Raw genomic sequence first — 26693 nt, forward strand, 5'->3', positions numbered from 1 at the left:
GCTGCTCGGCTCTTTCGCTGTCATCCTGCGGTCATCGTAGGACGCGGGGGTCAGTGCTTCCGGGACCCGGACGGCGGGCGGCCCGCACGCCCCGGCAGACGCCGGGTCACACCGGCCGGCAACCGACTGGTGACCAGGCCCACCACCTCGGAGACCTCCTGGATCCGCAGGAGCCGGGCGAGGACCACGAAGACGAGCCCGTCCAGCCCGATCACCAGCACCGCGATCACCACCGACGACCCGCGCGACTGCCCGTCGAACCAGCTGCGCAGCCCGGTGGCGAGGGCGAAGCTGATCGCCGTGGCGACACCTGCGGCGAGGACCATCCGCACCAGGAACCGGACCGTGTCGGAGGTCTGCAGGCCACCCAGCACGCGGCGCAGCAGCAGGTAGGAGACGGTGGCCCCGACCAGGTAGGAGCCGCCGTAGGCCAGCACAAGCGCAGGTGAGGTGTCGTGGGCGGAGGCTCCACGCACGAAGGCGAAGGCCAGGGCGATGTTGGTCGCCGACACCGCGCACTGGATCCAGAACACGGTGCGGGTGCGTTCGAGGGCGTAGAAGCCCCGCAGCATCAGGTAGTGGACGGTGAAGAACAACAGTCCGGGCGTGAACAGCGCCAGCGAGGGCGCGAAGTTGCCTGAGGACCCCGCGTTGGCGCCGTAGCCCCAGACCAGCTGGCTGATCTCGACGGCCACGACCGGCAGCACCAGGGCGAAGGGCAGCACCAGGGCGAGCGTCGTGCGCAGCGTGGCCGACAACGTCGCGGCCAGGCCCGGCAGGTCGGCGTCGGCGGCGCTGGCCGAGAGTCGCGGCAGGATCGCGGTGGACAGCGACACCGTGACGATCGCGTGCGGCACCATGACCAGCAGATACGCCGAGGAGTAGACCGTGTAGCCGGTGGCCGATCCGGCGGCGGCGCAGTCGGCCCCGATGACCCCGGCGGTCCCGCCCGACGCCAGGCGCACGACGACGGTGTAGGCGATCTGGTTGACGATGACGAAGAGCACGGTCCACACGCCCAGGCGAAGCGTGTGGCTCAGCCCGGTCCCGCGGAAGTCGAAGCGAGGGTGGAACCGGAAGCCGGCCGCCCGCAGATAGGGCACGAGGATCAGGAACTGCACGGCGATGCCGAGGGTCGAACCGAGTCCCAGCAGGGCTTCTTGACCCAGTGAGAACGGGCCGAGGACCTGGTTGTGGTCCGCGACCACCAGGTCGGGGTTGGCGCAGATGTCCTGGGCCTTGCCGAAGATGACCAGGTAGCTGACCAGCACCAGCACCGAGATGACGTTGTTGGCGATCGGCGCCCACATCATCGGGCCGAACCGGCCGCGGGCGTTGAGGATCTGCCCGACGAGGACGAACATGCCGTAGAAGAAGACCTGGGGCAGGCAGAAGCGGGCGAACGTGATCGCCGACTGGCGCTGCGCGGCCAGCTCGGGCAGGTCGTACGACGAGGAGAGCAGCACGCGCATCACCAGAGGCGCCGCGATCACCAGCAGCACGGTGACCAGCAGCAGGAACAGCCCGGCCAGGGTGATGATCCGGTTGGTGTAGGCGTCCCCGCCGTCCTCGTCCAGCTTCATCGCGCGCACGAGCTGGGGCACCAGCACCGCATTGATCACCCCGCCGGCCAGCAGGATGTAGAGCATGTTGGGGATGGTGTTGGCGATGTTGAAGATGTCGGCGTGCAGGGCGCTGCCCAGTGCCGCGACCAGCAGCACCGAGCGCACGTAGCCACTGAGCCGGGACACGACGGTGCCGGCCGCCATGACGGCCCCGGAGCTCAGGATCCCGCGCTGCTCGGTGCTGGAGCCGGACTCCTCACCCGTGCCCGGCAGCGCCGGGCCCACGTGCTTGCCGGGTTCCTCTCCGCTCATCCCTGGTCACCATGGCTGTGTCGCCCGGTGAACCGGCGCACGAGCCGCAGGGCGATCGCCCCGAACAGCAGCGCCATGCCCGCGGCGATGATCACCCAGATGACCCGTCCGGACTGGTTGGACCGGATCGGCAGGTCCGCGCCCGGACCGAGTCGGGTGCCGTCATCGTCCACGAGGGCCAGCCGGACCTGGTGCAGGCCCAGCTGGGTGGAGCGGACCCGCAGCCGGACGCTGGTGCTCGTGCCGCCCTCGAGCTTGATCTTGCCGGGTGTGCGGATCGAGATGTACTGGTCGGCGATCGGCTCGATGCGCAGGGTCACCGTCTGCTCGAGGTCGTTGCGCAGGTCGACGCGCACCGGGCCGGAGGCCCCCGACAGCGTGACCGACTCGGGCGCCGAGATGTGCACCTGGTTGAAGACGGCCTCGATGGAGCGACGGGCGCGGTCGGCATCGTCGATGGCTGCCTGCGGGTCGCCGCGCATGAAGTACGACGTCGTGGTCAGGGCCTGCGCGAGGACCTCACGCTCCACGGTGGTGTTGTCGGTCAGCAGGTTCTGCAGGGTGGCGCCGGCCTGGGCGAGACGGATGGCGGCGTCGAAGTTGGCGATGCCCAGTTCTCGCTCGGCCTGACGCTCGGGGTAGACGAGGCTGTCGGCGGTGACTGTCGGTGGATCCGGGTCGCCGAGGGACTGCTGCGGCACCACGGACAGCCAGGACCTGTCGAGAGCGTCGAAGAACCCGGCCCGCACCCCACCCGGGTTCCAGTCCGCGGGCAGGGCGATCACCAGGGGGCGAGGGTCCTGCTGCTGCGAGCGCAGGGCGGCTTCGGAGAGCACGCGCTGGCGCAGGGCCACCTCGGAGAGAGGGCGGGTCGGGCCGGGGCCACCGGAGGAGGCGGCCTCGTCGTAGAGATCGACCCGGTGGGCGTTGACCAGCACCGTCGTGGACCGGGGGTCGACCTTCAGGTCGGGGTCGGCCAGCACGGCGTCGGAGGCGAGGATGGTCGCGTTGGTGTCCAGGGCGGCGACCGAAGCCGGCTCCAGGTAGCCCGAGGGGGGTGCGACCGCAGGGTCCGCGGCGATCCCCAGGTCCTGGAACACGGTGGCCGACAGGGCGGTCGCCCGCTTGGCGACCTGGGGGTCGACGGTGTTGGCCGCTGCCATGTCCACGTCGCCGTACGGCAGGGAGAGCACCCTGCTGCCGGTGGTCGCGGTGGCGAGCTGGGCCAGCCACTCCGTGGCCAGGCGACTGGTCTCGTCGAGGGCGGCTGCAGAGGCGGCGGCGCCGGAGTCCTCGCCGTCAGCGTCCTCGTCGGCGGCCGGGGTGGGGTCCGGGGATGCGGTGGTGTCCGGGGGGACCTCGCTGATCGGACCGAGATCACGCACCGGGTTGCCGTCGGCCAGTCTCTGTACGGCCTCCAGGACAGCGGGGTCGATCAACCAGGTCAGCGTCCCGGGAGGTGCGCTGGAGCCGAAGTCGAGCAGGTTGTGGAGCCCACCTGCGGGACCGAGGTCACGACGCCAACGCGGCAGGTCACGCACCTTGCCCTCGTGGGTGTAGGTGACCTCACGCCGGATCGGCAGCACGACGGCCGCCTGCACGTCGCTCGCGTCCGGCGACACCAGCGGCACATAGGTGTAGGCCCTGCCGACAGCGGTTTCGGGTCGGCCATCGGTGGAGGCGCCCAGGGTCTGCACGCCGATGCGGTAGACGCCGGGCGCGCTCGGGTCGAGGTAGCGGATGAGGATGTCGTGGGGCACCGAGACCGAGTACGACGTCGACTGGCCGGGCGCCAGCTCGTCGATGCGCAGGTCGGTCTCGGGCTCGACGATCCGCTGCCCGAGCTGTTGGAACGGATCGCTCTGGGCGTTTGCGTCGAGGTCGTCGGCGGTCGTGATCGGCTGGTCGGCCACCCACGTGTAGACGTTGATCAGGGACCACGTCTCCTCGGAGACGTTGGTGACCGTGCCGCTGAGCCGCAGCGGTCCCTTCTTGGGGATCACCGCCGGCGCGACGCCGCTGATCGTGACCTTCAGCGGATCGGTGACCTCGGCCGGGCTCCCGCTCTCGGCCCGGGCCGGGCCCACGCCGGGGCTCAGGCTCAGCAGGGAGGCGACCACCGAGGTGACCAGGATGAGCGGCACCAGACGGACCGGGAGCGGGGTCGCGGCGTGCGCGACCCGTTGCCTCACCCGACCTGTCACCCGCCGACCCTATCCGGGCAATCTGCGTCGGGGCCCGGAGCCACTACAGTTTGCTCCCGTGTCCGACCCCTTGCCGCCCCTGCTGATCTCCGAGGTGGAACAGCGCGTCGCGGCTGAGCTCGACCGGATCGCTCCGGTCACCGACGAGCTCGCAGCGCGCTTCACCGCGGCGGGGCACCGTCTTGCGCTCGTGGGCGGGCCGGTCCGCGACGCCATGCTCGGGCGCCAGCAGGTCGACCTCGACTTCGCCACGTCCGCGCGACCCGAGGTGACCGAACGGCTGGTCAAGGGCTGGGCGGACGCCGTGTGGGACATCGGGCGGTCCTTCGGGACCATCGGGTGCCGCAAGGGCGAGTGGCAGGTCGAGATCACGACGTACCGCTCGGACAGCTACGACCCGACCTCGCGCAAACCGGAGGTCGCGTTCGGCGACACCATCGAGGGTGACCTGGGCCGCCGGGACTTCACCGTGAACGCCATGGCCGTGTCGCTGCCGGACCGTGGGTTCATCGATCCGTTCGGCGGGGTGCTCGACCTGGCCCAGCGGGTGCTGCGCACCCCCGGGACGCCGCACCAGTCGTTCTCCGACGACCCCCTGCGCATGATGCGCGCGGCCCGGTTCGTGGCCCAGCTGGGCTTCACCGTGGACCCCGGCGTCGTAGAGGCCATGACCGAGATGGCCGACCGGATCTCGATCATCTCCGCCGAGCGGGTCCGCGACGAGCTGGTCAAGCTGATCTGCGCGCCCTACCCGCGCCGCGGCCTGTCCCTGCTGGTCGAGACCGGCCTGGCCGAGATCGTCCTGCCCGAGCTGCCCGCCCTGGCCCTCGAGCGCGACGAGCACCACCGACACAAGGACGTCTACGACCACACCCTCACGGTCCTGGAGCAGTCCATCGAGCAGGAGGACCGCCTCGGTGGCGGAGCGGACTTCGTGTCCCGCTTCGCGGCCCTCATGCACGACGTCGGCAAGCCCCGCACCCGGCGGTTCCTCGACGACGGCTCGGTCACCTTCCACCACCACGACGTGGTCGGGGCCAAACTGACCCGCAAGAGGATGAAGGCCCTGCGCTTCTCCAACGACCAGATCGACGCGGTCGCTCGACTGGTCGAGCTGCACCTGCGCTTCCACGGCTACGGGTCCGGCGAGTGGACCGACTCCGCCGTCCGCCGTTACGTCCGCGACGCCGGCGACCAGCTCGAGCGTCTGCACATGCTCACCAGGGCCGACTGCACGACCCGCAACCAGCGCAAGGCCGACCGGCTGCGGCGCACGTACGACGAGCTGGAGGCCAGGATCGCCCAGCTCTCCGAGGAGGAGGAGCTGGCCTCGATCCGCCCCGACCTCGACGGTGCGCAGATCATGGAGATCCTGCAGATCCCGCCGGGCCCCACGGTCGGGGCGGCCTACCGGTTCCTGTTGGAGCTGCGCATGGACAACGGCCCGATGACACCACAGGACGCCACCGCGGCCCTGCTTGCCTGGCGGGACTCGCACGGCTGAGCGCGAGGGCTTACGCTCCCAGCATGTCGATTTCCCGGACGAGGCCCATCGCGGTGGCGCTGGCCAACGACTACGAGTTGGTGGTCCTCGGCCTGGCGCACCTGTTGGCGCCGTACCCCGACCGGGTCCGGATGGTCGAGATGGTCGCGGGAGTCCCGGTCACCTCCGACGTCGACCTCACCCTCTATGACACCTTCGCCCAACCACAGGTCGACGCCGACGACATCGAGCGGGTCATCGCCGGAGACGGCGCCGGCAGGGTCGTGGTGTTCACCTGGAACCTGCAGCCCGAGCTGATCGAGATGGCGATCAAGAAGGGTGCCAGCGGCTACCTGTCCAAGAGCCTCTCCGGCACCGAGCTCGTCGAGACCCTCGAGCGGATCCACGACGGCGAAGTGGTGGTCAGCGAGCTGCACGAGGCGGCCGAGACCGCCACCGACGACTGGAACGGGGGCCTGTGGCCCGGCCAGAGCGACGGCCTGACCGTGCGGGAGTCCGAGGTCGTGGCCCTGATCACCCTCGGCCTGAGCAACAAGGAGATCGCCAGCCGGGCCTACCTGAGCATCAACTCCGTGAAGTCCTACATTCGCTCTGCGTACCGGAAGATGGGGGTGACCACCAGATCGCAGGCAGTTCTCTGGGCGGTCCACCACGGGTTTCTCCCTGACTCCGTGAGGTACGGCGGCGAGCCCGGGACCGAGTCCACCGCCTGATGCCGGCGTGATGTCGGCCTGATGCCCGCCTGAAATGGCCAACGGCGGCGGCCGCCCCGCAGGGCTGGCCACCGCCGTGGTCTCGACAAGCTCGACCACCGAGATCAGGCTCGACCACCGAGGTCAGGCTCGATCGCTGTGGTCAGGTCACTCCTCGCCGCGGATGAAGGCCTCCACGCGCGCACGGCCCTCGTCGTCGGGCAGCTGCACCGGCGGCGACTTCATCAGGTAGGACGAGGCGGAGATGATCGGTCCGCCCAGGCCGCGGTCCAGGGCGATCTTGGCGGCGCGAATGGCGTCGATGATGATGCCGGCCGAGTTGGGGGAGTCCCAGACCTCGAGCTTGTACTCCAGGTTGAGCGGCACGTCACCGAAGGCGCGGGCCTCGAGGCGGACGTAGGCCCACTTGCGGTCGTCGAGCCACTGCACGTAGTCCGACGGGCCGATGTGCACGTTGCGGGCGCCGAGGTCGTGCTCGATGTTGGAGGTGACGGCCTGCGTCTTGGAGATCTTCTTCGACTCGAGCCGGTCGCGCTCGAGCATGTTCTTGAAGTCCATGTTGCCGCCGACGTTGAGCTGGTAGGTGCGGTCGAGCTGCACGCCACGGTCCTCGAACAACTTGGCCATCACGCGGTGCGTGATGGTGGCGCCGATCTGCGACTTGATGTCGTCACCGACGATCGGGACACCGGCGTCCTCGAACTTCTTGGCCCACTCGGGGTCGGAGGCGATGAAGACGGGCAGCGCGTTGACGAAGGCGACCTTCGCGTCGATCGCGCACTGGGCGTAGAACTTGTCGGCGTCGTCGGAGCCCACCGGCAGGTAGGAGACCAGGACGTCGGCCTTGGCGTCCTTGAGTGCCTGGACCACGTCGACGGCCTCGGCGTCGGACTCCTCGATGGTCTCGCGGTAGTACTTGCCCAGACCGTCCAGGGTCGGGCCGCGCAGCACGTTGATGCCGGTCGGGGGGACGTCGGCGATCTTGATGGTGTTGTTCTCCGAGGCCTGCGTGGCCTCGGCGATGTCGAAGCCGACCTTCTTGGCGTCGACGTCGAACGCGGCCACGAACTCCACGTCGCGGACGTGGTAGTCGCCGAACATGACGTGCATCAGGCCGGGAACCTGTGCCTCGGGATCGGCGTTCTTGTAGTACTCGACGCCCTGGATCAGGGAAGTGGCGCAGTTGCCCACTCCCACGATTGCTACTCGTACCGAGCCCATCGGGTTCCTCTTTCCATCGGATTGGTCGTGTGCGCTGGTCACAACTGGGTGGGGGTCACACCCGGGCTGTCGCCCGGGTTGCTTCGTTCTGCATTGATCAGGTCGGAGAGCCAGCGGACCTCGCGTTCCACCGACTCCACACCGTGGCGCTGGAGCTCGCCGGCATAGCGGTCGACCTCGCGCTGGGTCATCGACAGCTGGCTCTGCACCCGCTCGAGACGCTCCTGGAGCCGCATCCGACGTCCCTCGAGGACCCGGAGCCGGATCTCCATGTCGGTGCGTGAGAAGAACGCGAAGCGGATGTCGAAGTTGTCGTCCTCCCAGGCGGTCGGGCCGACCTCCGACATCAGCCTGGTGAACTCCTCGGTGCCCTGCTCGGTCACCTGGTAGGTGATCCGCTGACGCCGACCGGGGGCGGCCAGGGAGACCTGCTCCTCGATCCACGAGGCGCGCAGCATCTTCTTCAGGGCGGGGTAGAGCGACCCGTAGGAGAGCAGGCGACCCCATCCGAGCATGAGGTTGAGCCGCTTTCGCAGCTCGTAGCCGTGCATGGGCGACTCGTGCAGCAGCCCGAGGACCGCGAGCTCGATGGTGTCACCGCGTCTTGCCATAGACCTATCGTAGCGATATATCCAACAAGTGCGAATCGCCCCCGGGAGCCGGGTGATTCGGAGGCGCCAAGAAGCGGGGGTAGTCTCGCAAGCGAGGCGCCCTCGGTGGGCGTTGACCGACTTCGGGGTCGGAAACATTTGCGGGGGCAATGTTGACTCAACGGCACGCGCGTTCGCGGTGGGGCTGGCTCGTCGGAGCCGGGCTCCTGCTGGTCGTGGTGCTGTTCAGCGGCAGTTTCGGCCGGGCCGAGCCGACCGGCCACTACCGACCGGCCCTGCCACCTGACGCGTTGACCAACGGGTGCTGGCCGCTGCCGCCCGGCGTACGACTGGACTTCCCGCACCAGGTCCGCCGGGACTCCGACCTCGGTGGTGAGGACCACCTCCGCCGTCGCCTGGTGCTGCAGTACGACGTCGTCGACGAGGCCACGGCGCTCGCCGGACTGCGCCGCGCCTTCACGGCCGGCGGCTTCACGCCGCACCCGGGACCGCGCCCTGGGATGCTCGCCTTCCACAGCCCGACCTCCGGCGCCATCCTGGCGAGCCTCACGCCCCTGCCGGGCGTGCCCGAGGACTCGATCGTGCGCGGCACCATCGTCCTGAACCTCCCGAGCACCCCGGTGCAGTCCGACAGTCCGGTCTGTGCCGACCCGTTCTCCACCAAACGCTTCGGTCCCAGCACGGGTGATCACGCGTGAGGCCGTCCGCGCGCACCGTGCTGATCTGGCTCTTCGCCGCTCACGTGCTCCTCACGCTGGTGCTGTTCGCGACCATGGCCGGGACGCCGCTGCACGGTGACGAGGCCGCCTACGCCGATGGCGCGCGAGCCCTGTCCAACCTGGTCCGCGACCTGGCGGCCCTCGGCCCGGTGGACACCGCGGAACTGCAGCGCAACGTGGTCGGCAGTGGTTGGTTCATGCCCGGTTCCTCGGTGCTGATGACCCCGCTCTTCGTGGTCGTCCCGGACGCCTCTGCGGCGGTGATCCGGGGCTACCTCGCGCTGGTGAGCACCGGCCTCCTGCTGTGGGTCGTCCTCGAGGTCCGGCGCGCCCTCGGCGCTCGGTACGCCGCGGCGCTGCTGGTCGTCCCGGGCCTGATCCCCATGTGGGTGATGTTCTCGATGGCGGCGTGGGGAGACCTCGCGGGCGGATTGCTGGTGGTCCTCCTGCTGACCCGGACAGTCGTCCTGGTGCGCACCGTGCGCGCCGGTGTGGCTCCCAGCCTGGGCCAGGGGGCGGCCCTGGGGCTCATCGCGATCGCTGTGGTCTACCTGCGCTCGAGTGCGGCACTCCTGGTCGTCGCGATGCTGGGAGCCGGGGTCCTGGCCGCCACGGTCTCGGCGGTCCGATCCCTCTCCACCCGCGAGCGCGTGCGGGCATCGGCCGCTGTCGCGGTCGCCGGTGCGGTCTTCGTGGGACTGCTGCTGCCGTGGTCGCTCTTCGCCTCCCACACGCTCGGCGGCCGGGTGGTCACCACCACGTCGGTGCCGACCGTGATGGCCAACACGTTCGGTGATCCCAACGAGCTGTGCTTCGGACCGTGTGATCCCGGCAGCACGATCTGGTTCACCCCGTTGCGCTATGCGCGAGAGGTGGCTCGGGCGACCGGGCACAGCGAGCTCGAGGTGCAACAGCAGATGTCGGCGCACGCGCGCGCAGACGTGACGCGGCGCAGCTATGTGCGCGATGTGCGAGGCGATGCGCGCCGCTACTTCCTCAACCCCACCGGGTTCGTGTCGATCCTGTCCGACAAGCCTCCCTCCGACGGCTGGGGGAAGGTGATCACCTACACCTCCGTCGTGCCCTACGTGCTGGTGGCGCTCGGTTGGGTGCTGGGCCTGCTGGTGCTGGTCCGGGCCCGTTACGAGCAGCAACTGCTCAGCGTGCTGATCAAGCTGGGTCTCCTGGCCCTCTTCGTCCAGCCCTTCGTCCATGTGGGCGGCTCGCGCTACTGGACCACCGCCGCTCCTCTGGGAGGGCTGGCTCTCGCACTGGTCGTCACGCTCGTGCACCAGCAGCGGGCCTCGCCGCCCGTGGTGCTGACCCGTGTCGGCCTCGGTGCCCGCTGGCTGAGCGCCACCCAGGTCGTCCTGAGCCTGACGGCTCTGGCCGTCACCGTGATCGTGCTCGGCTACGCACGATGACCAGACGACACTCTCGAAAAGGACTCGTCATGACCACCGACCCACCCGAGGACCGGCGCCGCAAGGTGACCTATGTCTTGCCGGTGTTCAACGAGGCAGCCGGTATCGAGGCGTTCCATGCCGAGCTGCTGCGCGCGTGCGACAAACGCTGCGACCTCGACTGGGAGTTCATCTACGTCGACGACGGCAGCCGCGACGAGTCCTTGGCCAACCTGCTGGCGCTGCGCGCGGACGATCGCCGGGTCACCGTGCTGAGCCTCTCACGCAACTTCGGGCACCAGATCGCGGTGACCTGCGGCCTCGACCTCGCTGCCGACGCCGACGCGGTCATCGTGATGGACACCGACCTGCAGGACCCGCCTCTGGTGAGCATCGAGATGATCGAGGTCTGGGAGGGCGGGGCCGACGTGGTCTACGGCCAACGTCGCAGTCGCCGCGACACCGCCCTCAAACGGGCGACGGCCTTCGGTTTCTACTGGGTCCTCGAACGGCTCGCGTCGGTCGAGATCCCTCGCAACGTCGGCGACTTCCGGTTGATGGATGCCCGCGTGGTCGCCGAGGTGGTGCGCTACCGCGAGCGGGACCGCTTCCTGCGCGGCATCGTGGCCCACGTCGGTTTCCGCCAGGAGGCCCTGCTCTTCGATCGGGACGAACGCCACGCCGGCACGTCCGGCTACCCGTGGCGCTCGATGGTCAATTTCGCCGCCGCGGGCATCCTCGGCTTCTCCACCGTTCCCCTCAAGCTGATCTCGCGCCTGGGGTTCGTGATCTCGCTGCTCAGCGTGCTCCTGGGCCTCTATGCGCTCGGCGTACGCCTGTTCCGACCCCAGGACGCGGTGCCAGGTTGGGCGTTCCTGGGCGTCGGCATGTTCCTGATGGGCGGCCTGCAGCTGATCATGATGGGAGTGATCGGCAGCTATCTGGGGCGTGTCTACGTCGAGGCGCAGGATCGCCCGCTCTACTCGCTGGCGCTGACCGCCCGGGGCTGAGAGCCGGCTGAGGGGATTGGGAGGGCGCTCGGGCAACCCCGTACCCTCGTAGCGACTCAGGACCCCTCAGTCGCCGTCGAACAGCACCCGGAGACCAGCACGTGAGTGGAAAGCGCAGAGCCGCAGGCTCCGCAGCGAGCGGACCGACCCCGAAGAAGAAGAAGTCCTCGGGGCGTTCTCGCGTGCTCAAGGTCGTCAAGTGGCTGGTCATCGTCGGACTGGTCGGTGCATTGGCCCTGGCCATCACCGGCTTCGTGGTCTACCAGCGCACCACGATCCCCGACCCGAACGCCGACTTCCTGACCGAGACCTCGCACATCTACTACAGCGACGGCAAGACCGAGCTCGGTCAGCTCGCCGTGCAGCGACGCGACAGCATCTCCTACGACGAGATGCCCGACTGCATCAAGGAGGGCGTGGTCGCGGCCGAGAACCGCACCTTCTGGACCGACAAGGGCATCGATCCCAAGGGGATCGTGCGCGCAGCGTTCAGCAACGCCAAGGGCAACGCCACCCAGGGCGCCTCCACGATCACCCAGCAGTACGTCAAGATCCTCTACCTCACCCAGGAGCGCAGCCTCACCCGCAAGGTGAAGGAGGCGTTCTTGTCGTTGAAGATCCGCAACACCCTGAGCAAGCAGGAGATCCTCGAGGGCTACCTCAACACGATCTACTTCGGGCGCGGCGCCTACGGCATCCAGGCCGCCTCCCAGGCGTTCTTCGACGTGGACGCCAAGAATCTCAACCTCAAGCAGTGCGCGGTCCTGACCAGCGTGGTCAACAACCCGACCGGGATGGACCCGGCCAACGGGGATGCGGCTCGCGAGCAGCTGAAGGAGCGCTACGCCTACGTGCTGGGTCGCATGGAGGAGGACGGCAAGATCACCGCCGACCAGGCGGCCAAGGCGGAGCGGTCCCTGCCGAAGTTCCCGAAGATCAAGGCCCAGGACACATACGGCGGGCAGCGCGGGCACGCCCTGACCCTGGTCAAGTCCGAGCTGCTCAAGCTCAAGGACGGCAACGGTGAGCCCTTGTTCTCGGAGGACCAGATCACCGGCGGTGGGCTCGAGATCACCACCACGCTGAAGAAGAAGGACATGGACGCCGCCCAGGCCGGCGCCGACGAGGTGCGCCCGGACCTGAGCAAGAAGAAGGACAAGAAGCTGCACGTCGGGATCGCCAGCATCGAGCCCGGGACCGGGGCGCTGCGCGGCTTCTACGGGGGGCAGGACTTCCTGGAGTCGCAGCTCAACTGGGCGACCGAGCGCGGCATGGCCGGCTCCACGATGAAGGCCTTCACCCTCGCGGCCTCCATCAAGGAGGGCTACTCCCTCAAGGACACCTTCGACGGCAACTCGCCCTACGAGTTCCCCGACGGCCTCACGGTCCGCAACGAGGGCTCCGGCTTCGACGGGCTGGGCACCGACTACGGCTCCAACGTCAGCATGGTCAAGGCGATGGAGGACTCCATCAACACCGCCTTCGTCGACATGACCGTCGGGATGGACGACGGCCCACAGAAGATCTACGACATGGCCCGCTCGATGGGTCTGCCCCCGGCGGAGGCCAACGCGAAGTACCCCGGCATCCCGGCCACCACCACGGACTTCTCGCCCGACGACATCCTGGTCTCGCTCGGCAAGGCCCGGGTCAGCCCGGTCAACCTGGCCAACGCCTACGCCACCATCGCCAACGGCGGCGAACGTGCCGACGTCTACGTGATCGACAAGGTCGTGGACCGCAACGGCGAGACCCTCTACAACCACAAGGTCAGCACCAAGCGTGTCCTCGACGAGGACATCAGCCACGACGTGTCGTTCGCCGCCCAGCAGGTGGTGGAGAACGGCACCGGCGCGGCCGCACAGGCGCTCGGCCGGCCGGCCGCCGGCAAGACGGGCACCGCGACCAACGGCGAGGACCAGGTCTCCTCGTCCTGGTTCGTGGGCTACACGCCCCAGCTGTCGACCGCGGTGATGTTCGTGCGCGGTGACGGTGACGACCAGCTCGACGACGACTGGCTGCCCTCCTACAACGGGCAGGCCGGCTACTTCGGCGCGAACTACCCGGCCCGCACCTGGACCGCCGTGATGACCAGGGCCCTCGAGGGTGAGCCCGTCGAGGACCTGCCGGACGCGGCCAACGTCGACGGTGAGGCGCCCCAGGAGGGTCACGCGCCGTACGTGCCGCCGCCGACCAAGACCCGGCAGCCGAACCGTACGCCGAGCAACACCCCCAGCCAGGAGCCCTCGAAGACGCCGACTCAGACGCCGACGCCGACCCCGACGCCGACCCCGACTCCCACACCGTCCGACACCCCGACGCCAACCCCGTCGGGCACCCCCACGCCGTCGGTAGGGGCGAGCAAACCCGCAGGAGCAGCACCGCGGTGACCGAGCCGGTGACCCGCGCGACGCAGGACGATCCCGTCCTGCGCTCTGCCAGCGAGGTGATCGGCGGTCCGGCCGGCGACCACAGCCGGGGTCACCCGTGGTGGACCCCGGTGCGGGTGCTGCTGGTGGTCGCCGCCGTCTGCTGTGCTCTCGGCATGGTGCAGAAGGCCGGCTGCTTCAATTCGACCTGGCAGAACGGTGACCAGCGCTACACCCAGATGTGCTACTCCGACCTGCCCTACCTCTACACCGGCCGCGGGTTCGCCGAGCTGACCTGGCCCTACACCGACGACGCCGAGACGCGGGCGCGTTACGAGACGATGGAGTATCCGGTCGGGATCTCCTACGTCGCCTATGCCACGGCTGTGCTCACCCACCTGGCCACCGGGTCGCCGGAGCTGTCGGCGCGCGCCCAGCAACCGGTCGGTGAGCTGTGGAACGACCCTGAGGTCGTCACCGAGATCCGGACCTTCGTGAGTCTCTCGGCGATCCTGTTCGCCCTCATGGCCATCGTGTCGACGTACCTGCTCGCGCAGGTGAACCCGCGACGGCCATGGGACGCGCTGGGCTTCGCCGCCTCGCCGGCGCTGCTGCTGACGGGCCTGGTGAACTGGGACCTGCTCGCGGTCGTGCTGGTGGCCGGTGCGCTGTGGGCCTGGGCACGCGGGCGGCCGGTGCTGACCGGGGTGCTGATCGGGCTGGGGGTGGCCACCAAGCTCTACCCCCTCTTCCTGCTGGGCGGACTGCTGGTGATCTGCCTACGGCAGCGTCGGCTCACCGACCTCGTGCGGGTGACGGTCGCGGCTGCGCTCAGCTGGATCCTGGTCAACGCGCCTGCCTATGTCACCGGCCCTGAGCAGTGGAAGGTGTTCTGGCACTTCAACTCCGAGCGGACCGCCGACCTCGGCTCGATCTGGCTGGTGCTCTCCCAGCTCCCGGCGCCCGACCACGCGTTCAGTGCCCACACCATCAACGTGGCGTCCTGGCTGTTCTTCAGCGTGTGGTGCCTGGGAGTGCTCCTGGTCGGCCTGCGCGCACCCGTGACCCCGCGCTTCGCCCAGCTCGGCTTCGTGATCGTGGCGGGGTTCCTGCTGGTCAACAAGGTCTACTCGCCGCAGTACGTGCTCTGGCTGCTGCCGCTGGCGGTCCTGGCCCGGCCGCGCTGGCGTGACCTGCTGATCTGGCAGGCCGGGGAGGTCTTCTACTTCGCCAGCGTGTGGTGGTATCTGGGCGGCGAGCTCGACTCCTCGACCGCCGACGGAGGCGCACCGGTCTACTGGATCGCCATCGTGCTGCGGATCGCGGCCCAGCTCTACCTGGTCGCGGTGGTGGTGCGCGACATGCTTCGGCCCTGGCACGACCCGGTGGACCGCGACGAGCCGGAGGACTACTCCGAGACCAGCACGCGGTCGAAGTCCGTGGCGGTGTAGCGCACCCGCACCTCGATCTCGTCACCGACGCTGGGCACCAGTGCGCCCTGCGGGAGGAACAGCATGGAGGCCTGCATGTGCGGGGGCTCCGCGAACAGCCGCTGCTTGCCGAACACCGAGTACGGCGAGCGCACGAACCCGACCGCATCCAGACCGCCGCGGGCCAGCGTCGCGGCCCGGGCCTTCATCGAGAGGTCGCCCGACGGTGCCTCGAGTCCGATGCCGTGGGAGGTGCCGCCGCTGACCACGAGGATGGTCCCGGCCTTGGGAGCCGTGCGGCCGCGATAGCCGAACGTGTCGCCGCGCTCGACGTGGTGGCGGTCCAGCACGGTGGCGGTCACCCGAAGCGCGGACCGGTCGCCGAGCCACAGGTCGGTGCCGATCCGCGGCCGGATGGTGAAGTCGGCGTACGCCGTGCGGAGGGCGGTGAGGTCGGTGCGCGTCAGGTGGCTGACCCAGATCGTGTGGGTGGGCAGCCCCGAGGCGACCACGTCGGTCATCAGGCGTCGGGCCTGGGACAGGTTGGAGCCGGCGAGCGGGAGGTGGAAGCTCACGCCCTCCAGGCGAGCGGGGTGCTCGGGTGTCTCGAGGCCACGCAGGATCCCGTCGGCCTCGCGCAGCTCCCGGGCGGTCATCCCGTGACGCAACATGCTGGTGGCACGCTCGATGACGAAGCGGGCGGTGGGCTGGCGGGTCAGCAGGTCCTCGAGGTCCTGCAGCCGGCTGACGGTGTGGATCAGCCGGTCGTGCGGGGCCTGGTCGTTCAGGACGAGGTCGATCGCCGACCCGAACGGGCGCCAGGGCGTGAGGACGACGAGGTCGCCGGGGAAGTCCATGGCGAGCTGGATCTCGTCGTAGGTGCCGACCGCGATCGTGTCGAGCTCGAGCGCCGCCATCTCGGTGGCCAGCCGGCTCTTGCCGAAGCCGTAGCCGTTGCCCTTGATCACCGGGACGATGCCGGGGCTGGCCGCCACGGTCGCGCGCAGGTGGGCACGCCAGCGGGGGCCGTCGACATTGAGGGTCAGCGACATCAGCGCCTGCTCATGTAGAGCTCGAAGGCCTTGTAGAGCGCTCGGTTGATCGGCAGGTCCCACTCTCCGGCGTACTCCACGGCCTCGCCACCGGTGCCCACCTTGAACTGGATGAGCCCGACGTGACTGTCGTCCGCATCGAGGGTGTCGGTGATGCCGCGCAGGTCGTAGACCTCCGCGCCAGCGGCGAGGGCGTCGCGGATCATCGCCCACTGGATGGCGTTGGAGCCGCGGACCTCGCGCTTCTCGGTGGAGGAGGCGCCATAGGAGTACCACGCGTGCGTGCCGACCCGGATGGCGATCGTGGCCGCGACCAGCTGGCCCTCGTGGCGGGCCAGGTAGAGCCGGATCCGGTCGGGTTCCTCCGCCTCGAGCGCGGCGAACATCGTGGCGAAGTAGGCCAGCGGCCGCGGCGTGAAGTGGTCACGCTCGGCGGTGTGGACGTAGAGGTCGTGGAACAGCTTCAGCTCGGTGCTCGAGCCGATCCCGGTGCTCGAGCCGCCCTCGGTGGTCGAGCCGCCCTCGGTGGTCGAGCCGCCCTCGGTGGTCGAGCCTGTCGAGACCACCTCGACCCCCTCCTTGGCCGCCTTCTTGATGTTGCGGCGCCAGAGCTGGTTCATGCCCTTGAGGACGTCGTCCTCGGACTTGCCGGCCAGGGGGATCTGGAAGTTGAACTGGGGCTGACCGGCGGCGAAGCCGCCTTCGACCGCCTGCAGGCGCCAGCCGAGCTCGTTGAGCTGCGAGACGACGCCGGCCCCGGACCGGCTGCGCTCGGTCGGCGGCAGGTCGCCGAGCCGGCGTACGTCGTCGGAGGCGATGCCCTCCTTGACCTGGGCGGCGGACCAACGAGCCGTGATGACGGGCGGGCCCATCCGGACCCCGAACGCACCGGCCTTCTTCAGGTGGCGCAGCATCGGCTTCAACCAGGCGTCGAGGTCCTCGGTCTCCCAGTCGATGACCGGCCCCTCGGGCAGGTAGGCGAGGTAGCGCTTGAGGCGGGGCAACTGGCGGTAGAGCACCAGCGCGACCCCCACCAGGGTGTCGGGGCCGGAGCCCGACCCGGCCCACCAGCCCAGCGACTCGCGTCGCCACTCGGACTTCACCTGCCCCCACGCAGGGGTCTGCAGGAAGCTCGCGGAGGGTTGCGCCCGGATGAAGTCGAGGTGCTCCTCCGCGGTGATCGGCCGGACGGTCAGACGCTCGGTTCGGGCAGGGGAAGTCACGGCCCCGAGGCTACAGGGGGCATCCGGGGCGTGCGGGCATGGGAAAGGGGATTCGAGCTGCCCCCCGCGCGGCTCGAATCCCCTTCGTGGGATTGGGAAGAGAAGTCCCATTCAGTTGTGCCGGTGAAGAGTGGCGCTCCTCGCGCCTGATACGTCCGGAAGGAAATTGTCTAGACCGGTATCAGGAGCCCGATCCGTTGCTCTTGCGCAGTGTGAGAATGCAACCGATGACGGTGAGCGACTCGCGGTCTGACCAGGCCGACGATCTGTGGGGCCAGTGCGCGCGGAGTTTCGAGCACTGGGTCAGCGGTGACACGTCGGCACTCGACGACCTCGTCGCTCTCATGACACCGGTGCTGTGGCATGTCGTGCGGGCCTACCGGCTGTCGGAGGACACCGCCGAGGACGTCATCCAGACGACCTGGCTGGCGCTGGTCCGGCGCCGCGACGCGATCGTGGAACCGGCGGCGATCGGCGGTTGGCTGACGACCACCGCGCGCCGGGAGGCGTGGCGGGTCGGCAAGGCGAGCACGAAGGCCGTCGCGGTGGAGGACGAGGAGCTGGCTGTCCGGCTCCCGCAGCAGCGCTCGGCCGAGCTGTCCGCGGTCGAGCTCGACCAGAACCGGCTCATGTGGGAAGCGGTCGAGACACTGCCGGAGCGTTGTCAGCGTCTGCTGCGCATCGTTGCGTTCGAGAACAGACCCGATTATGCCCAGTTGGCAACCGATCTCGGGATGCCCGTCGGGAGCATCGGCCCCACCCGGGGTCGGTGCCTGGCCAAGTTGCGCGTGGCGCTGATGCAGACAGGAGGTCTGTCATGACCGAGATGAACCGCGAGGCGCTGTTGAGCGTTGTCCGCACGGTGTGGACCGAACGGGACCCTGTGCCTGATGACCTTGTTGCGCGGATGCAGGCCGTGCTCGCCTCCGAGGTGTCGGGTGATTTCGACCTCGACTACGAGCTGCTGGTCCTCATCGAGCGCTCCTACGAGCTCGAGGGCGCCCGCGGCACCGGCACGGCGTACACGCTGCAGTTCGCGCACGGTGACATGGCGCTGCTGGTCCGGGCCGCAGGTGAGGAGGAGCCGGGTGACGGTGGACGCCTCGACGGCTGGCTGGCTCCCGCGGCCGAGATGACGATCAAGGCGTCCCTGGTCACCGACGACGGGGAGTGGGAGACCGACATCGATGCGCGGGGCCGCTTCGAGTTCCGCAACCTGCCCTCCGGTCTCTTCCGGCTCTGGCTGACTCCCCACGAGGCGGGGGCCAAGCCGTTCGGCACCCCGGCCTTCGAACTCTGATCCCCCACCAGTCCGACCCGACAACCAGAGGACACTGCATGCCCCCCAAGCCCAAGCGCCCGCCGGTGAATCGCAAGCCGCTGGATCGGGAGCCTCGGTTGCCGTCCCCGGTGGTCCTGGCCGACGGGACGGGTCGAGTCCTCGATCCCAGTACGGCGCTGCGCACCGAGCCTGCCGACCTCCGGCCCACGGTGTACGTCGGCGCGCGACTGCTGATCTCGAACCGTGTCGACGTGGACGACAAGCTGCGGATGCTGCAGGACGTCGCAGACGGGTTCGGTTGGAAGGCTGAGCTGGAGGCCATGGACGAGCGCCTGGCCAGCCTGCCGTTCGGCGTGCGCACCGTGCGGCTGGTGATCAGCAAGCACGACGTCTACGTGGCCCCGAACGCGTGGGCGGTGCTGGAGCAGGCGCGCAGCAAGTTCGGCGCGCAGGCTCTCAGGGGCGTGAGCCTCGACCACGTCGTGCTGGCCCGCCGGGTCGGCCCGGACCCGGTCGAGTCACCCCACCCGGTCGAGTCACCCCACCCGGTCGAGTCGCCGCACCCCGCGGGCTCGGCCGCGGCCAGCACCTACGGGCTGCCCGGTTGGGGGGGACGCCAGCCGGTCGCCTATGTCGGCCCGGCCCCGGCACGCAGCGCCAAGGTGGCGGGTCGGCGTCCGGTCGTGGCCATCCTCGACACCGGCTGCTTCTTCAACCACCCCTGGCTGAAGGGCGCCGTCGACACCAAGGTCACGCTGGACGGGTTGCCGATCGGCTACGACGACCCCGCCACCGACCCGGAGTTCCACGGCGACCTCGACGGCATCCTCGACGGCATGCTGGATCCCTACGCGGGGCACGGCACGTTCATCGCCGGCCTGGTGCACCAGGGTTGCCCCGACGCCGACATCCTCTCGTGGCGGATCGTGCCGTCCTTCGGCTCGCTGGTCGAGCGCGACTGGATCATCGCGCTGGCCCAGATCCTCGAGCTGGTGCGCCGCCACGAGGCCGGTGACCCGGGCGGGCGGGCGATCGACGTCCTCAGCCTCTCGATGGGCTACTACCACGAGTCCCCGGCCGACGCGCTCCTCGATCCGATCATCCAGTCGATCATGGAGGAGTTCGGCAGGCTGGGCACGATCGTGGTGTGCTCGGCCGGCAACGACTCGACGTCGCGCCCGTCGTACCCGGCGGCCTTCGCGCCGTGGGCCGACAACAAGGGGCCGGTCAAGCGTCATCATGACCGGGTGCCGCTGGTCTCGGTGGGTGCCCGCAACCCCAGTGACGAGTCGGACGCGATGTTCAGCAACGCGGGTCCCTGGGTGCGCACCTACGCCCCCGGGGCTGCCCTGCTGAGCACCATGCCGCCGTACAACGCCGCCGGGATGCCGTTCGCCCGGACGAAGGTCTTCGGCCGGTGGCGCGAGACCATCGATCCGGACGACTTCCGTGGGGGCTTCGCGGTCTGGAGCGGTACGTCGTTCGCCGCTCCGCTGCTCGCGGGCCGCCTGGCGGCGGCGCTGGGGAGGTTGCCCGCGGAGGGCGCCAAGCCGAACCTCAGGGCGACGGTGGACCGCGCGTGGAAGGTTGTGACTGCGGAGACGGGCATCAAGCGGCCATGATGAGTGGGTGCAGTCGGCTGAGGAGCTCCATCGTCGCGGGGTAGTGGCCCTGACGGCACGTCGTTTCGACGCGGCGCGGCGACTGCTCCTGGCGGCCCGTGCGGTGGCCGAGACACCCCAGGTCCGGGCCCGGATCGAGGCCAGCCTGGCCTTCCACGCCTACGAGACCGGTGATGCCCACGAGGCGTTCCGGCTGTGCCGGCGGGCGCTCGAGATCGACGGCCTGGATCCGGAGACCCATGGGATCGTGCAGTGCCAGCACGCTCTGCTGCTGTTGCGCAACGGCAAGACCACCGAGTCGCTGCGAGCCTTCGGAGATGCGATCCGCTCGCTGCAGGACCCTTTGCAACTTGCCAAGGCGCACATCAATCGCGGTGGTGTCTTCCTCCAGTTCAGCGATGCCGGCCGCGCGATCCAGGACTTCGAGCAGGCAGCGCAGCACGCGCGTGAGGCGGGGGACGCCGAGGAGGAGTCCCTGGCACTGCACAACCTCGGCTACGCCTTCATGCTCAAGGGGGACCTGGTCTCGGCGCTGGACATGCTCGACCGGGCGAGCCCGGTGCTCTCGGCGATGTCCCCGCTGATGAAGGCGACCGTGGACCAGGACCGCGCGGAGGTCCTCATCGCTGCGGGACTGGTGCGCGAGGGGCAGGCCGCGCTGCGCGACGCCGCTCGCGTGTTCGGCCTGCGGCGCTCGCACCAGCGACGCGGTGAAGCGGAGCTGACCCTGGCCCGGACCCTGCAGCACAGTCACCCCGGCGCCGCCCTGGTGGCAGCGCGCGAGGCGCGGCGACGCTTCGTGCGCACCGGCACCGATGCCTGGCGGATCCGCGCCGACAGTGCGGCCCTGGCTGCCGAGGTGGAGCTGGGGCGTCACGGTGAGTCACTCCTGGTGCGCGGCGACGCCCTGGCCTCCGAGCTCGACGGCCACGGCCTCTACTGGGGTGCGGCCTCGGTCAAGCTGCACACCGCCCGGGTCATGCTGCGCCGCGGTGGCGTCGAGGAGGCCCGCGAACGCATCCGCACCGTGCGCCTGCTGACGGCGGCTCCGCTGTCGCTGCGGCTGCTGGCCCGCGACGTCCGCGCGGAGCTTGCCGTCGTCCAGGGCAGGAGATCGGCGGCCCTCGCGCAGGTGCGCTGCGGCCTTGCCGAGCTGCACGCCTGGCAGAGCTCCTTCGGCTCGCTCGACCTGCAGACGATGGTGGTCGGTCACGGCACCTCCCTGGCCCGGCGCGGCCTCGAGCTCGCAGTCGCCTCCGGGCGCGCGTCGGTGCTCTACGAGTGGTCCGAACGGGCCCGCATGCTGGCCAGCCGGGTGCAGCCGGTCCGAGCGCCGAGCGATGAGCAGATGGCCTCGGACCTGGCCGAGCTGCGCCGGCTCGCCACCCCGGAGGACGGTGCGCGGGTCCCGCACCCCCGGCGTGCCCAGGAGATCCGGACCCGGGTGCGCGAGCGCGCCTGGCAGCTGCGCGGGTCGGGGGAGGTGGCCGAGCCGGCACCGCTGAGCCGGGTGCGAGCGCACCTCGGCGACGACACCGCGCTGGTCGCGTGGGTGGTCACCCGGGACCGGGTCACGGCCCTGGTCGTGGGCTCGGAGGCGGCGACCCGGCACGACCTCGGTCCCCGGGCCGAGCTCGATGAGCTGCTCGACGGACTCCTGCCCGACCTGGACGTGGCCGCCTCGAACCTCCCCGAGGTGCTCGCGATCGTGGTGCGCGAGCAGCTCGCCGGTCGACTCGAGGACCTGGCGGCACTGCTCGTCACGCCCTTGCTCAAGCGGATCGGCGACCGGCAGGTGGTGTTGACCCCGAGCGGCGTACTCGCCGGGGTGCCGTGGACCCTGCTTCCCGGCTTCGTGGGTCGCCCGGTGACGGTGGCGCAGTCGGCGACGTCCTGGTTGGCCCGGCGTACACCGTTGTCGCTGGTCAAGGTCGGCTTCGTGGCCGGTCCCCGGGTGGCGCGCGCCGAGGCGGAGGTGCACGACGCGGCGCTGCGTTGGCGCGGGTCGGTGGAACTGCGTGGGGACCTGGCGACAGCCGACGCCGTGGCGGCTCTGGCGGCCCGGGTCGACGTCCTCCACATGGCAGCGCACGGGCGGCACTCGGCCGACAACCCGCTGTTCTCCGGTGTCGAGTTGGTCGGGGGGCCGTGGTTCGGCTACGACATCGACCAGCTGGAGAAGGTGCCGCAGGTGGTGCTGCTCTCAGCGTGTGAGGTCGGCCGCTCCTCGGTGCGCTACGGCGAGGAGCTGATCGGGATGACCGCAGCCTGGCTGCACGCCGGAGTGCGATGCGTCATCGCCTCGTCGGCGGCGGTCAGCGACCAGGCCGCCCACGACGTACTCACCGCGATGCACGCCGGTCTGGCCGCCGGTCTGGAGCCGGCCGCCGCCCTGGCGGCCGCCGTACCGGCGGTGAGTCGCGAGAGCCCTCCGGCCCCGTTCGTCTGCTTCGGCTAGCCGACCTGTCGCAGATGTACGCCACCCCAGCGCCGACCTGTCGCAGATGTACATCGGCCCCCGTATCACCCCCGGCGCCGTGCGCTCCTCTCTCACATGCGCCATGTCGTCAGCGAACCCGAGTCCGGCTCCGTCGTCCGCCTGCACGCCGGCGACTGGCTGGAGGTCCAGCTCAGCCACAACCAGACCGACGCCGACTGGCAGGTCGTCGAGCAGCCGGGATGCCTCTTCCCGCTCACCGAGACCGTCGCGGACCGCCCCTCGGTGCTTCCCGTCGGCCCACGCCGGCGATCGCTCGGCTTCCTCGCGTTCGGGGCGTCAGGTCAACAGGCCCAGCCGTTGCGACTGGCGCTGGTCAACCGTCGCTGCCCCGAGCGCAGCGAGGTGCGTGAGTTGTCGGTGCTGGTGAGCTGAGCCTCAGAGCCGCTCGCGCAACCAGGCGAAGTCGGCTGCGTGCTCGACAGCACCGCCGGGAGTCTCGCAGATCACCGGCGCACCGGCATCGCGCACCACGGAGGCCAGCAGGTCGGGATCGATCTTGCCGGCCCCGAAGTTGGCGTGCCGGTCCGCCCCGGAGTCGAACTCGTCGCGGCTGTCGTTGCAGTGCACCAGGTCGATGCGACCCGTGATGGCCAGGACGTCGGCGACCACGGTCTCCAGGGGGTTGCCCCCGGCGTGGGCGTGGCAGGTGTCGAGACAGAAGCCCACCTTGTCAGCGTCGCTGCTGGCCGAGATGGCGTCCCAGACTCCGGCGATCCGGTCGAGGTAGCGGGCCATGGCGTTGTCGCCGCCAGCGGTGTTCTCGATCAGCAGCGGCACCTTGAGGTCGGTGGCCTCGATCGCCTTGCGCCAGTTGTCGAAGCCCACGGCAGGGTCGTCGGACTTGTTGACGTGACCCCCGTGCACGATGAGGCCCTTGGCTCCGATCGCGGCAGCTCCGTCGATGTGCTGCTGCAGCAGCTTGCGACTCGGGATCCGGATGCGGTTGTTGGTCGTGGCGACGTTCACGATGTAGGGGGCATGCACGTAGAGGTCCACGCCGGCCGCCTCGGCGTCCGCCTTCAACCCTTCGGCCCCGCCGGCGTAGGCGAAAGCCGGGCCCTTGTAGTCCTGCGGATCTCCGAGGAAGAACTGCACCACCGTGGTGTCGCGGGCCTTGGCCTCGGCGATCGGGTCGGTCTGGTCGACGTGGGCGCCGATGAGAGTCATGCCCCCCAGTCTAGGAACCGCTACCGACAGCCGGGGGGTCGGCCAGCAGCCAGTCCACGGACGCCGCGACGTGCAGGCTGGTGGTGTCGAAGAGGGGCACGGCACTGTCCCGGGCCGAGACGAGCAGGTCGATCTCGGTGCAGCCGAGGACGATGGCTTGGGCACCGCGGTCGATCAGCTGACCGATGACGCGACGGTAGGCCTCCCGTGAGGTCTCGGTCACGACGTCGTGGCAGAGCTCGTCGTAGATGATCCGATGCACCTCTGCCCGCCCGGCGGCGTCCGGGACCAAGCACTCGATGCCGGCGGCCCGGAGCCGAGCGATGTAGAAGTCCTGCTCCATCGTGAACGCCGTCGCGAGCAGGCCCACCCGATCGAGGCCGGCCGCCGTGATCGCGGCGGCAGTGGGGTCCGCGATGTGCAGCAGGGGGAGCCCGGTAGCCGCCTCGATCCCGTCGGCGACCTTGTGCATGGTGTTGGTGGCCAGCACGAGTGCCTCTGCTCCGCCGTCACGCAGTCCGCGCGCCGCGTCGGCGAGGATCGCCTCGGTGCCCGCCCAGTCCCCGGCGTGCTGGAGGCGCGCGACCTCCTCGAACTCCACGCTGTGCACCAGCAGCCGGGCCGAGTGCAGGCCCCCCAAGCGAGCGGCCACGCCCTCGTTCAAGAGGCGGTAGTACGTCTCCGTGCTGGTCCAACTCATTCCGCCGAGTACGCCGAGCAGTCGCATGTCACCAGCCTAGGGGCCAGGGGATTTCGGCTGGGCGCGCGCCGCTGTTAGCCTTGGCTGTCTTTCACTTCGACTGCTCCCAACCGAGGGATGCCCGTCGAGATGGAAACCCGCCTCACCGCTCAGGTGCGGCGTGACGCACAGCCCTCCTGCCACGGAAAGACCGTGGTCGCCCAAGTCCAGAGGAGGTGGAGACTGCTATGCGTGCTTATGAAGTAATGGTCATCCTCGACCCCAGCCTTGAAGAGCGGACCATCGAGCCGTCCCTCGACAAGTACCTCAACGTCATTCGCAAGGATGGCGGCAACGTGGAGAACGTCGACGTCTGGGGACGCCGCCGCCTCGCCTACGAGGTCAAGAAGAACGCCGAAGGCATCTACGCCATCATCACGCTGCAGGCCGAGCCGGCCACGGTCAAGGAATTCGACCGCCAGCTCACCCTCAACGAGTCCGTGCTGCGGACCAAGGTGCTGCGCGCTGCCAACTGACGCTGTGGAGAACCATTTCCACATGTCGGTCCAGCCGTACACCATGTGAAGCAACACCACCCACGGATCATCAGCAAGGAGCCCTGACATGGCAGGCGAAACCATCATCACGGTGGTCGGCAACCTCGTCGACGACCCGGAGCTGCGCTTCACCCCTTCCGGGGCTGCGGTCGCCAACTTCCGGATCGCATCGACGCCGCGCAACTTCGACAAGAACACCAACGAATGGGTCGACGGCGAAGGTCTCTTCCTGTCCTGCGCCATCTGGCGTCAGGCCGCGGAGAACGTCGCCGAGTCCCTGCAGAAGGGCATGCGCGTCGTCGTCCAGGGACGTCTCAAGCAGCGCAGCTACGAAACCCGCGAGGGTGAGAAGCGCACGGTCTACGAACTCGATGTCGAGGAAGTCGGCCCCAGCTTGAAGTACGCCACCGCCAAGGTCACCCGCACCACCCGCTCCGGCGGCGGTGGGGGCTACTCCGGCGGCGGCCAGTCCGCTCCTTCGGCTCCGGCCGGTGGCGCTGACCCGTGGGCCACCCCGGCTCCGGCTGCTCCCGCGCAGTCCGCCCCGCAGGGCGGCAACCGCGGCGGTCAGCCCGACCCGTGGGGAGCACCCGGCGTGGGTTCCGACGAACCCCCGTTCTGATCCAACCGAATACACCCTCACCATTCCGGCGCAAGCCGGGCTCTATCGAAAGGGAGCACCACAATGGCCAAGGCAGTGATTCGCAAGCCCAAGAAGAAGGTTTGCCAGTTCTGCAAGGAGAAGGCGACCGGTGTCGACTACAAGGACACCACGCTGCTCCGCAAGTTCATCTCCGACCGCGGCAAGATCCGCGCGCGTCGGGTCACCGGCAACTGCGTCCAGCACCAGCGGGACGTCGCGATCGCGGTCAAGAACTCCCGCGAGGTCGCACTGCTGCCCTACACCTCGACCGGTCGATAAGGAGGCGTTGACATGAAGCTCATCCTGACTCAGGAAGTGACCGGTCTCGGCGCCCCCGGCGACGTGGTGGAGGTCAAGGACGGCTACGGCCGCAACTTCCTCATCCCCCGTGGCTTCGGCATCCGCTGGACCCGTGGTGGCGAGAAGACGATCGAGTCGATCAAGACCGCGCGCAACTCGCGTGCCGTGCGCGACCACGACCACGCCGCCGAGGTGAAGGCGAAGCTCGAGGGCTCGCCGGTCAACGTCTCGGTGCGTGCCGGTGCTGGTGGCCGGTTGTTCGGTGCCGTCACGGTCGCCGAGATCGCCGACGCCCTGGCTGCTACGTCGGGTGAAGCTGTCGACAAGCGCACCATCGTCGTCGGCAACCCGATCAAGTCGCTCGGCGCTCACCAGGTGTCGGTCAAGCTCCACGACGAGGTGTCCGCCACGGTGGCCCTCAACGTCGTCACCGCCTGACCTGCGACCAGTTCACGTCGAAGGGCCACCCCGCTGGGGTGGCCCTTTCGTCGTCTTTCTGGGAATGCAGGCTTCACTGGCTCGTGCAGGTTTCACCGGTCGCCCGGTGAAACTCGCGGTTGTCGGCCCTTGCAACGGCTGACAACCGCCAATTTCCCCGGTCGCCCGG

General features: G+C 69.5%; 24 protein-coding genes. 16 read left to right on the forward strand and 8 right to left on the reverse strand.

Annotated features, from left to right (window positions below; all coding sequences use genetic code 11):
- Positions 1 to 50: 50 nt before the first annotated feature.
- Both murJ and AB7I40_RS08325 read right to left on the reverse strand, forming a co-directional pair.
- Complete coding sequence (murJ, locus tag AB7I40_RS08320) at positions 51 to 1877, reverse strand: murein biosynthesis integral membrane protein MurJ (protein WP_428345495.1); 1827 nt, start codon at positions 1875 to 1877, stop codon at positions 51 to 53.
- Positions 1874 to 4081, reverse strand: a complete 2208-nt coding sequence (locus AB7I40_RS08325) for a DUF6049 family protein (RefSeq protein ID WP_428345496.1) — start codon at positions 4079 to 4081, stop codon at positions 1874 to 1876. Before AB7I40_RS08325 ends, murJ begins: the two co-directional genes overlap by 4 nt.
- Before the next feature lie 58 nt (positions 4082 to 4139).
- Between AB7I40_RS08325 and AB7I40_RS08330 the strand changes: the two genes are divergently transcribed.
- Both AB7I40_RS08330 and AB7I40_RS08335 read left to right on the forward strand, forming a co-directional pair.
- Positions 4140 to 5585: a CCA tRNA nucleotidyltransferase gene (locus AB7I40_RS08330; RefSeq protein ID WP_428345497.1), complete on the forward strand. Its 1446-nt coding sequence runs from the start codon at positions 4140 to 4142 to the stop codon at positions 5583 to 5585.
- A 23-nt stretch (positions 5586 to 5608) separates the two neighbouring features.
- Positions 5609 to 6298: a DNA-binding response regulator gene (locus tag AB7I40_RS08335; RefSeq protein ID WP_428345498.1), complete on the forward strand. Its 690-nt coding sequence runs from the start codon at positions 5609 to 5611 to the stop codon at positions 6296 to 6298.
- Between the two features lie 147 nt (positions 6299 to 6445).
- On the opposite strand, the gene AB7I40_RS08340 is transcribed toward AB7I40_RS08335, so the two are convergent.
- Both AB7I40_RS08340 and AB7I40_RS08345 read right to left on the reverse strand, forming a co-directional pair.
- A complete protein-coding gene (locus AB7I40_RS08340; protein ID WP_428345499.1) occupies positions 6446 to 7519 on the reverse strand; it encodes an inositol-3-phosphate synthase in 1074 nt (357 codons plus the stop codon).
- Between the two features lie 38 nt (positions 7520 to 7557).
- Positions 7558 to 8130 carry a PadR family transcriptional regulator gene (locus AB7I40_RS08345; protein ID WP_428345500.1) on the reverse strand — a complete coding sequence of 191 codons (573 nt, stop codon included), beginning with the start codon at positions 8128 to 8130 and terminating at the stop codon, positions 7558 to 7560.
- Positions 8131 to 8279: 149 nt separating this feature from the next.
- Between AB7I40_RS08345 and AB7I40_RS08350 the strand changes: the two genes are divergently transcribed.
- The 5 genes from AB7I40_RS08350 (at position 8280) to AB7I40_RS08370 (ending at position 15082) form a co-directional block, all read left to right on the forward strand.
- Positions 8280 to 8828, forward strand: coding sequence for a hypothetical protein (locus AB7I40_RS08350; protein ID WP_428345501.1), 549 nt, complete (start codon positions 8280 to 8282; stop codon positions 8826 to 8828).
- Positions 8825 to 10273, forward strand: a complete 1449-nt coding sequence (locus AB7I40_RS08355; RefSeq protein ID WP_428345502.1) for a hypothetical protein — start codon at positions 8825 to 8827, stop codon at positions 10271 to 10273. Before AB7I40_RS08350 ends, AB7I40_RS08355 begins: the two co-directional genes overlap by 4 nt.
- A 29-nt stretch (positions 10274 to 10302) precedes the next feature.
- A complete protein-coding gene (locus AB7I40_RS08360; protein ID WP_428345503.1) occupies positions 10303 to 11262 on the forward strand; it encodes a glycosyltransferase family 2 protein in 960 nt (319 codons plus the stop codon).
- A gap of 101 nt (positions 11263 to 11363) precedes the next feature.
- On the forward strand, positions 11364 to 13652 hold the full coding sequence (locus tag AB7I40_RS08365) for a transglycosylase domain-containing protein (protein ID WP_428345504.1): 2289 nt from the start codon (positions 11364 to 11366) through the stop codon (positions 13650 to 13652).
- The gene (locus tag AB7I40_RS08370) at positions 13649 to 15082 is read left to right on the forward strand and encodes a glycosyltransferase family 87 protein (RefSeq protein ID WP_428345505.1); all 1434 of its coding nucleotides are present in this window, start codon (positions 13649 to 13651) and stop codon (positions 15080 to 15082) included. The genes AB7I40_RS08365 and AB7I40_RS08370 overlap by 4 nt, the downstream gene beginning before the upstream one ends.
- On the opposite strand, the gene AB7I40_RS08375 is transcribed toward AB7I40_RS08370, so the two are convergent.
- Together AB7I40_RS08375 and AB7I40_RS08380 are read right to left on the reverse strand one after the other, a co-directional pair.
- Positions 15040 to 16113: an alanine racemase gene (locus AB7I40_RS08375; protein ID WP_428345506.1), complete on the reverse strand. Its 1074-nt coding sequence runs from the start codon at positions 16111 to 16113 to the stop codon at positions 15040 to 15042. The two genes, AB7I40_RS08370 and AB7I40_RS08375, sit on opposite strands and share 43 nt — an antisense overlap.
- A complete protein-coding gene (locus AB7I40_RS08380) occupies positions 16113 to 17336 on the reverse strand; it encodes a lipid II:glycine glycyltransferase FemX (RefSeq protein WP_428345507.1) in 1224 nt (407 codons plus the stop codon). The genes AB7I40_RS08375 and AB7I40_RS08380 overlap by 1 nt, the downstream gene beginning before the upstream one ends.
- Positions 17337 to 17563: 227 nt before the next feature.
- Between AB7I40_RS08380 and AB7I40_RS08385 the strand changes: the two genes are divergently transcribed.
- The 5 genes from AB7I40_RS08385 (at position 17564) to AB7I40_RS08405 (ending at position 23112) form a co-directional block, all read left to right on the forward strand.
- A complete protein-coding gene (locus AB7I40_RS08385; protein ID WP_428345508.1) occupies positions 17564 to 18157 on the forward strand; it encodes an RNA polymerase sigma factor in 594 nt (197 codons plus the stop codon).
- Complete coding sequence (locus AB7I40_RS08390) at positions 18154 to 18636, forward strand: hypothetical protein (protein WP_428345509.1); 483 nt, start codon at positions 18154 to 18156, stop codon at positions 18634 to 18636. The genes AB7I40_RS08385 and AB7I40_RS08390 overlap by 4 nt, the downstream gene beginning before the upstream one ends.
- Positions 18637 to 18674: 38 nt before the next feature.
- A complete protein-coding gene (locus tag AB7I40_RS08395) occupies positions 18675 to 20240 on the forward strand; it encodes a S8 family peptidase (protein ID WP_428345510.1) in 1566 nt (521 codons plus the stop codon).
- 7 nt (positions 20241 to 20247) lie between these two features.
- The gene (locus AB7I40_RS08400) at positions 20248 to 22698 is read left to right on the forward strand and encodes a CHAT domain-containing protein (RefSeq protein WP_428345511.1); all 2451 of its coding nucleotides are present in this window, start codon (positions 20248 to 20250) and stop codon (positions 22696 to 22698) included.
- Between the two features lie 96 nt (positions 22699 to 22794).
- Positions 22795 to 23112, forward strand: coding sequence for a hypothetical protein (locus AB7I40_RS08405; RefSeq protein ID WP_428345512.1), 318 nt, complete (start codon positions 22795 to 22797; stop codon positions 23110 to 23112).
- A 3-nt stretch (positions 23113 to 23115) separates the two neighbouring features.
- Here AB7I40_RS08405 and AB7I40_RS08410 read toward each other — a convergent pair whose 3' ends face one another.
- On the reverse strand, positions 23116 to 23907 hold the full coding sequence (locus AB7I40_RS08410) for a deoxyribonuclease IV (protein ID WP_428345513.1): 792 nt from the start codon (positions 23905 to 23907) through the stop codon (positions 23116 to 23118).
- A gap of 10 nt (positions 23908 to 23917) precedes the next feature.
- Positions 23918 to 24634: an aspartate/glutamate racemase family protein gene (locus AB7I40_RS08415; RefSeq protein ID WP_428345514.1), complete on the reverse strand. Its 717-nt coding sequence runs from the start codon at positions 24632 to 24634 to the stop codon at positions 23918 to 23920.
- Positions 24635 to 24834: 200 nt separating this feature from the next.
- On the opposite strand from AB7I40_RS08415, the gene rpsF reads away from it, so the two are divergent.
- The 4 genes from rpsF (at position 24835) to rplI (ending at position 26524) form a co-directional block, all read left to right on the forward strand.
- Positions 24835 to 25122, forward strand: coding sequence for a 30S ribosomal protein S6 (rpsF, locus tag AB7I40_RS08420; RefSeq protein WP_428345515.1), 288 nt, complete (start codon positions 24835 to 24837; stop codon positions 25120 to 25122).
- Positions 25123 to 25210: 88 nt separating this feature from the next.
- Positions 25211 to 25765 (forward strand): single-stranded DNA-binding protein, encoded by a 555-nt coding sequence (locus AB7I40_RS08425; protein ID WP_428345516.1) that lies wholly within the window; start codon positions 25211 to 25213, stop codon positions 25763 to 25765.
- A gap of 63 nt (positions 25766 to 25828) precedes the next feature.
- Positions 25829 to 26065, forward strand: a complete 237-nt coding sequence (gene rpsR, locus AB7I40_RS08430) for a small ribosomal subunit protein bS18 (RefSeq protein ID WP_428345517.1) — start codon at positions 25829 to 25831, stop codon at positions 26063 to 26065.
- A 12-nt stretch (positions 26066 to 26077) separates the two neighbouring features.
- The gene (gene rplI / locus AB7I40_RS08435) at positions 26078 to 26524 is read left to right on the forward strand and encodes a 50S ribosomal protein L9 (protein WP_428345518.1); all 447 of its coding nucleotides are present in this window, start codon (positions 26078 to 26080) and stop codon (positions 26522 to 26524) included.
- Positions 26525 to 26693 lie beyond the last annotated feature (169 nt).

Origin of the sequence: Nocardioides sp. (assembly GCF_050246775.1) — a bacterium.
Taxonomy (GTDB): Bacteria; Actinomycetota; Actinomycetes; order Propionibacteriales; family Nocardioidaceae; genus Nocardioides.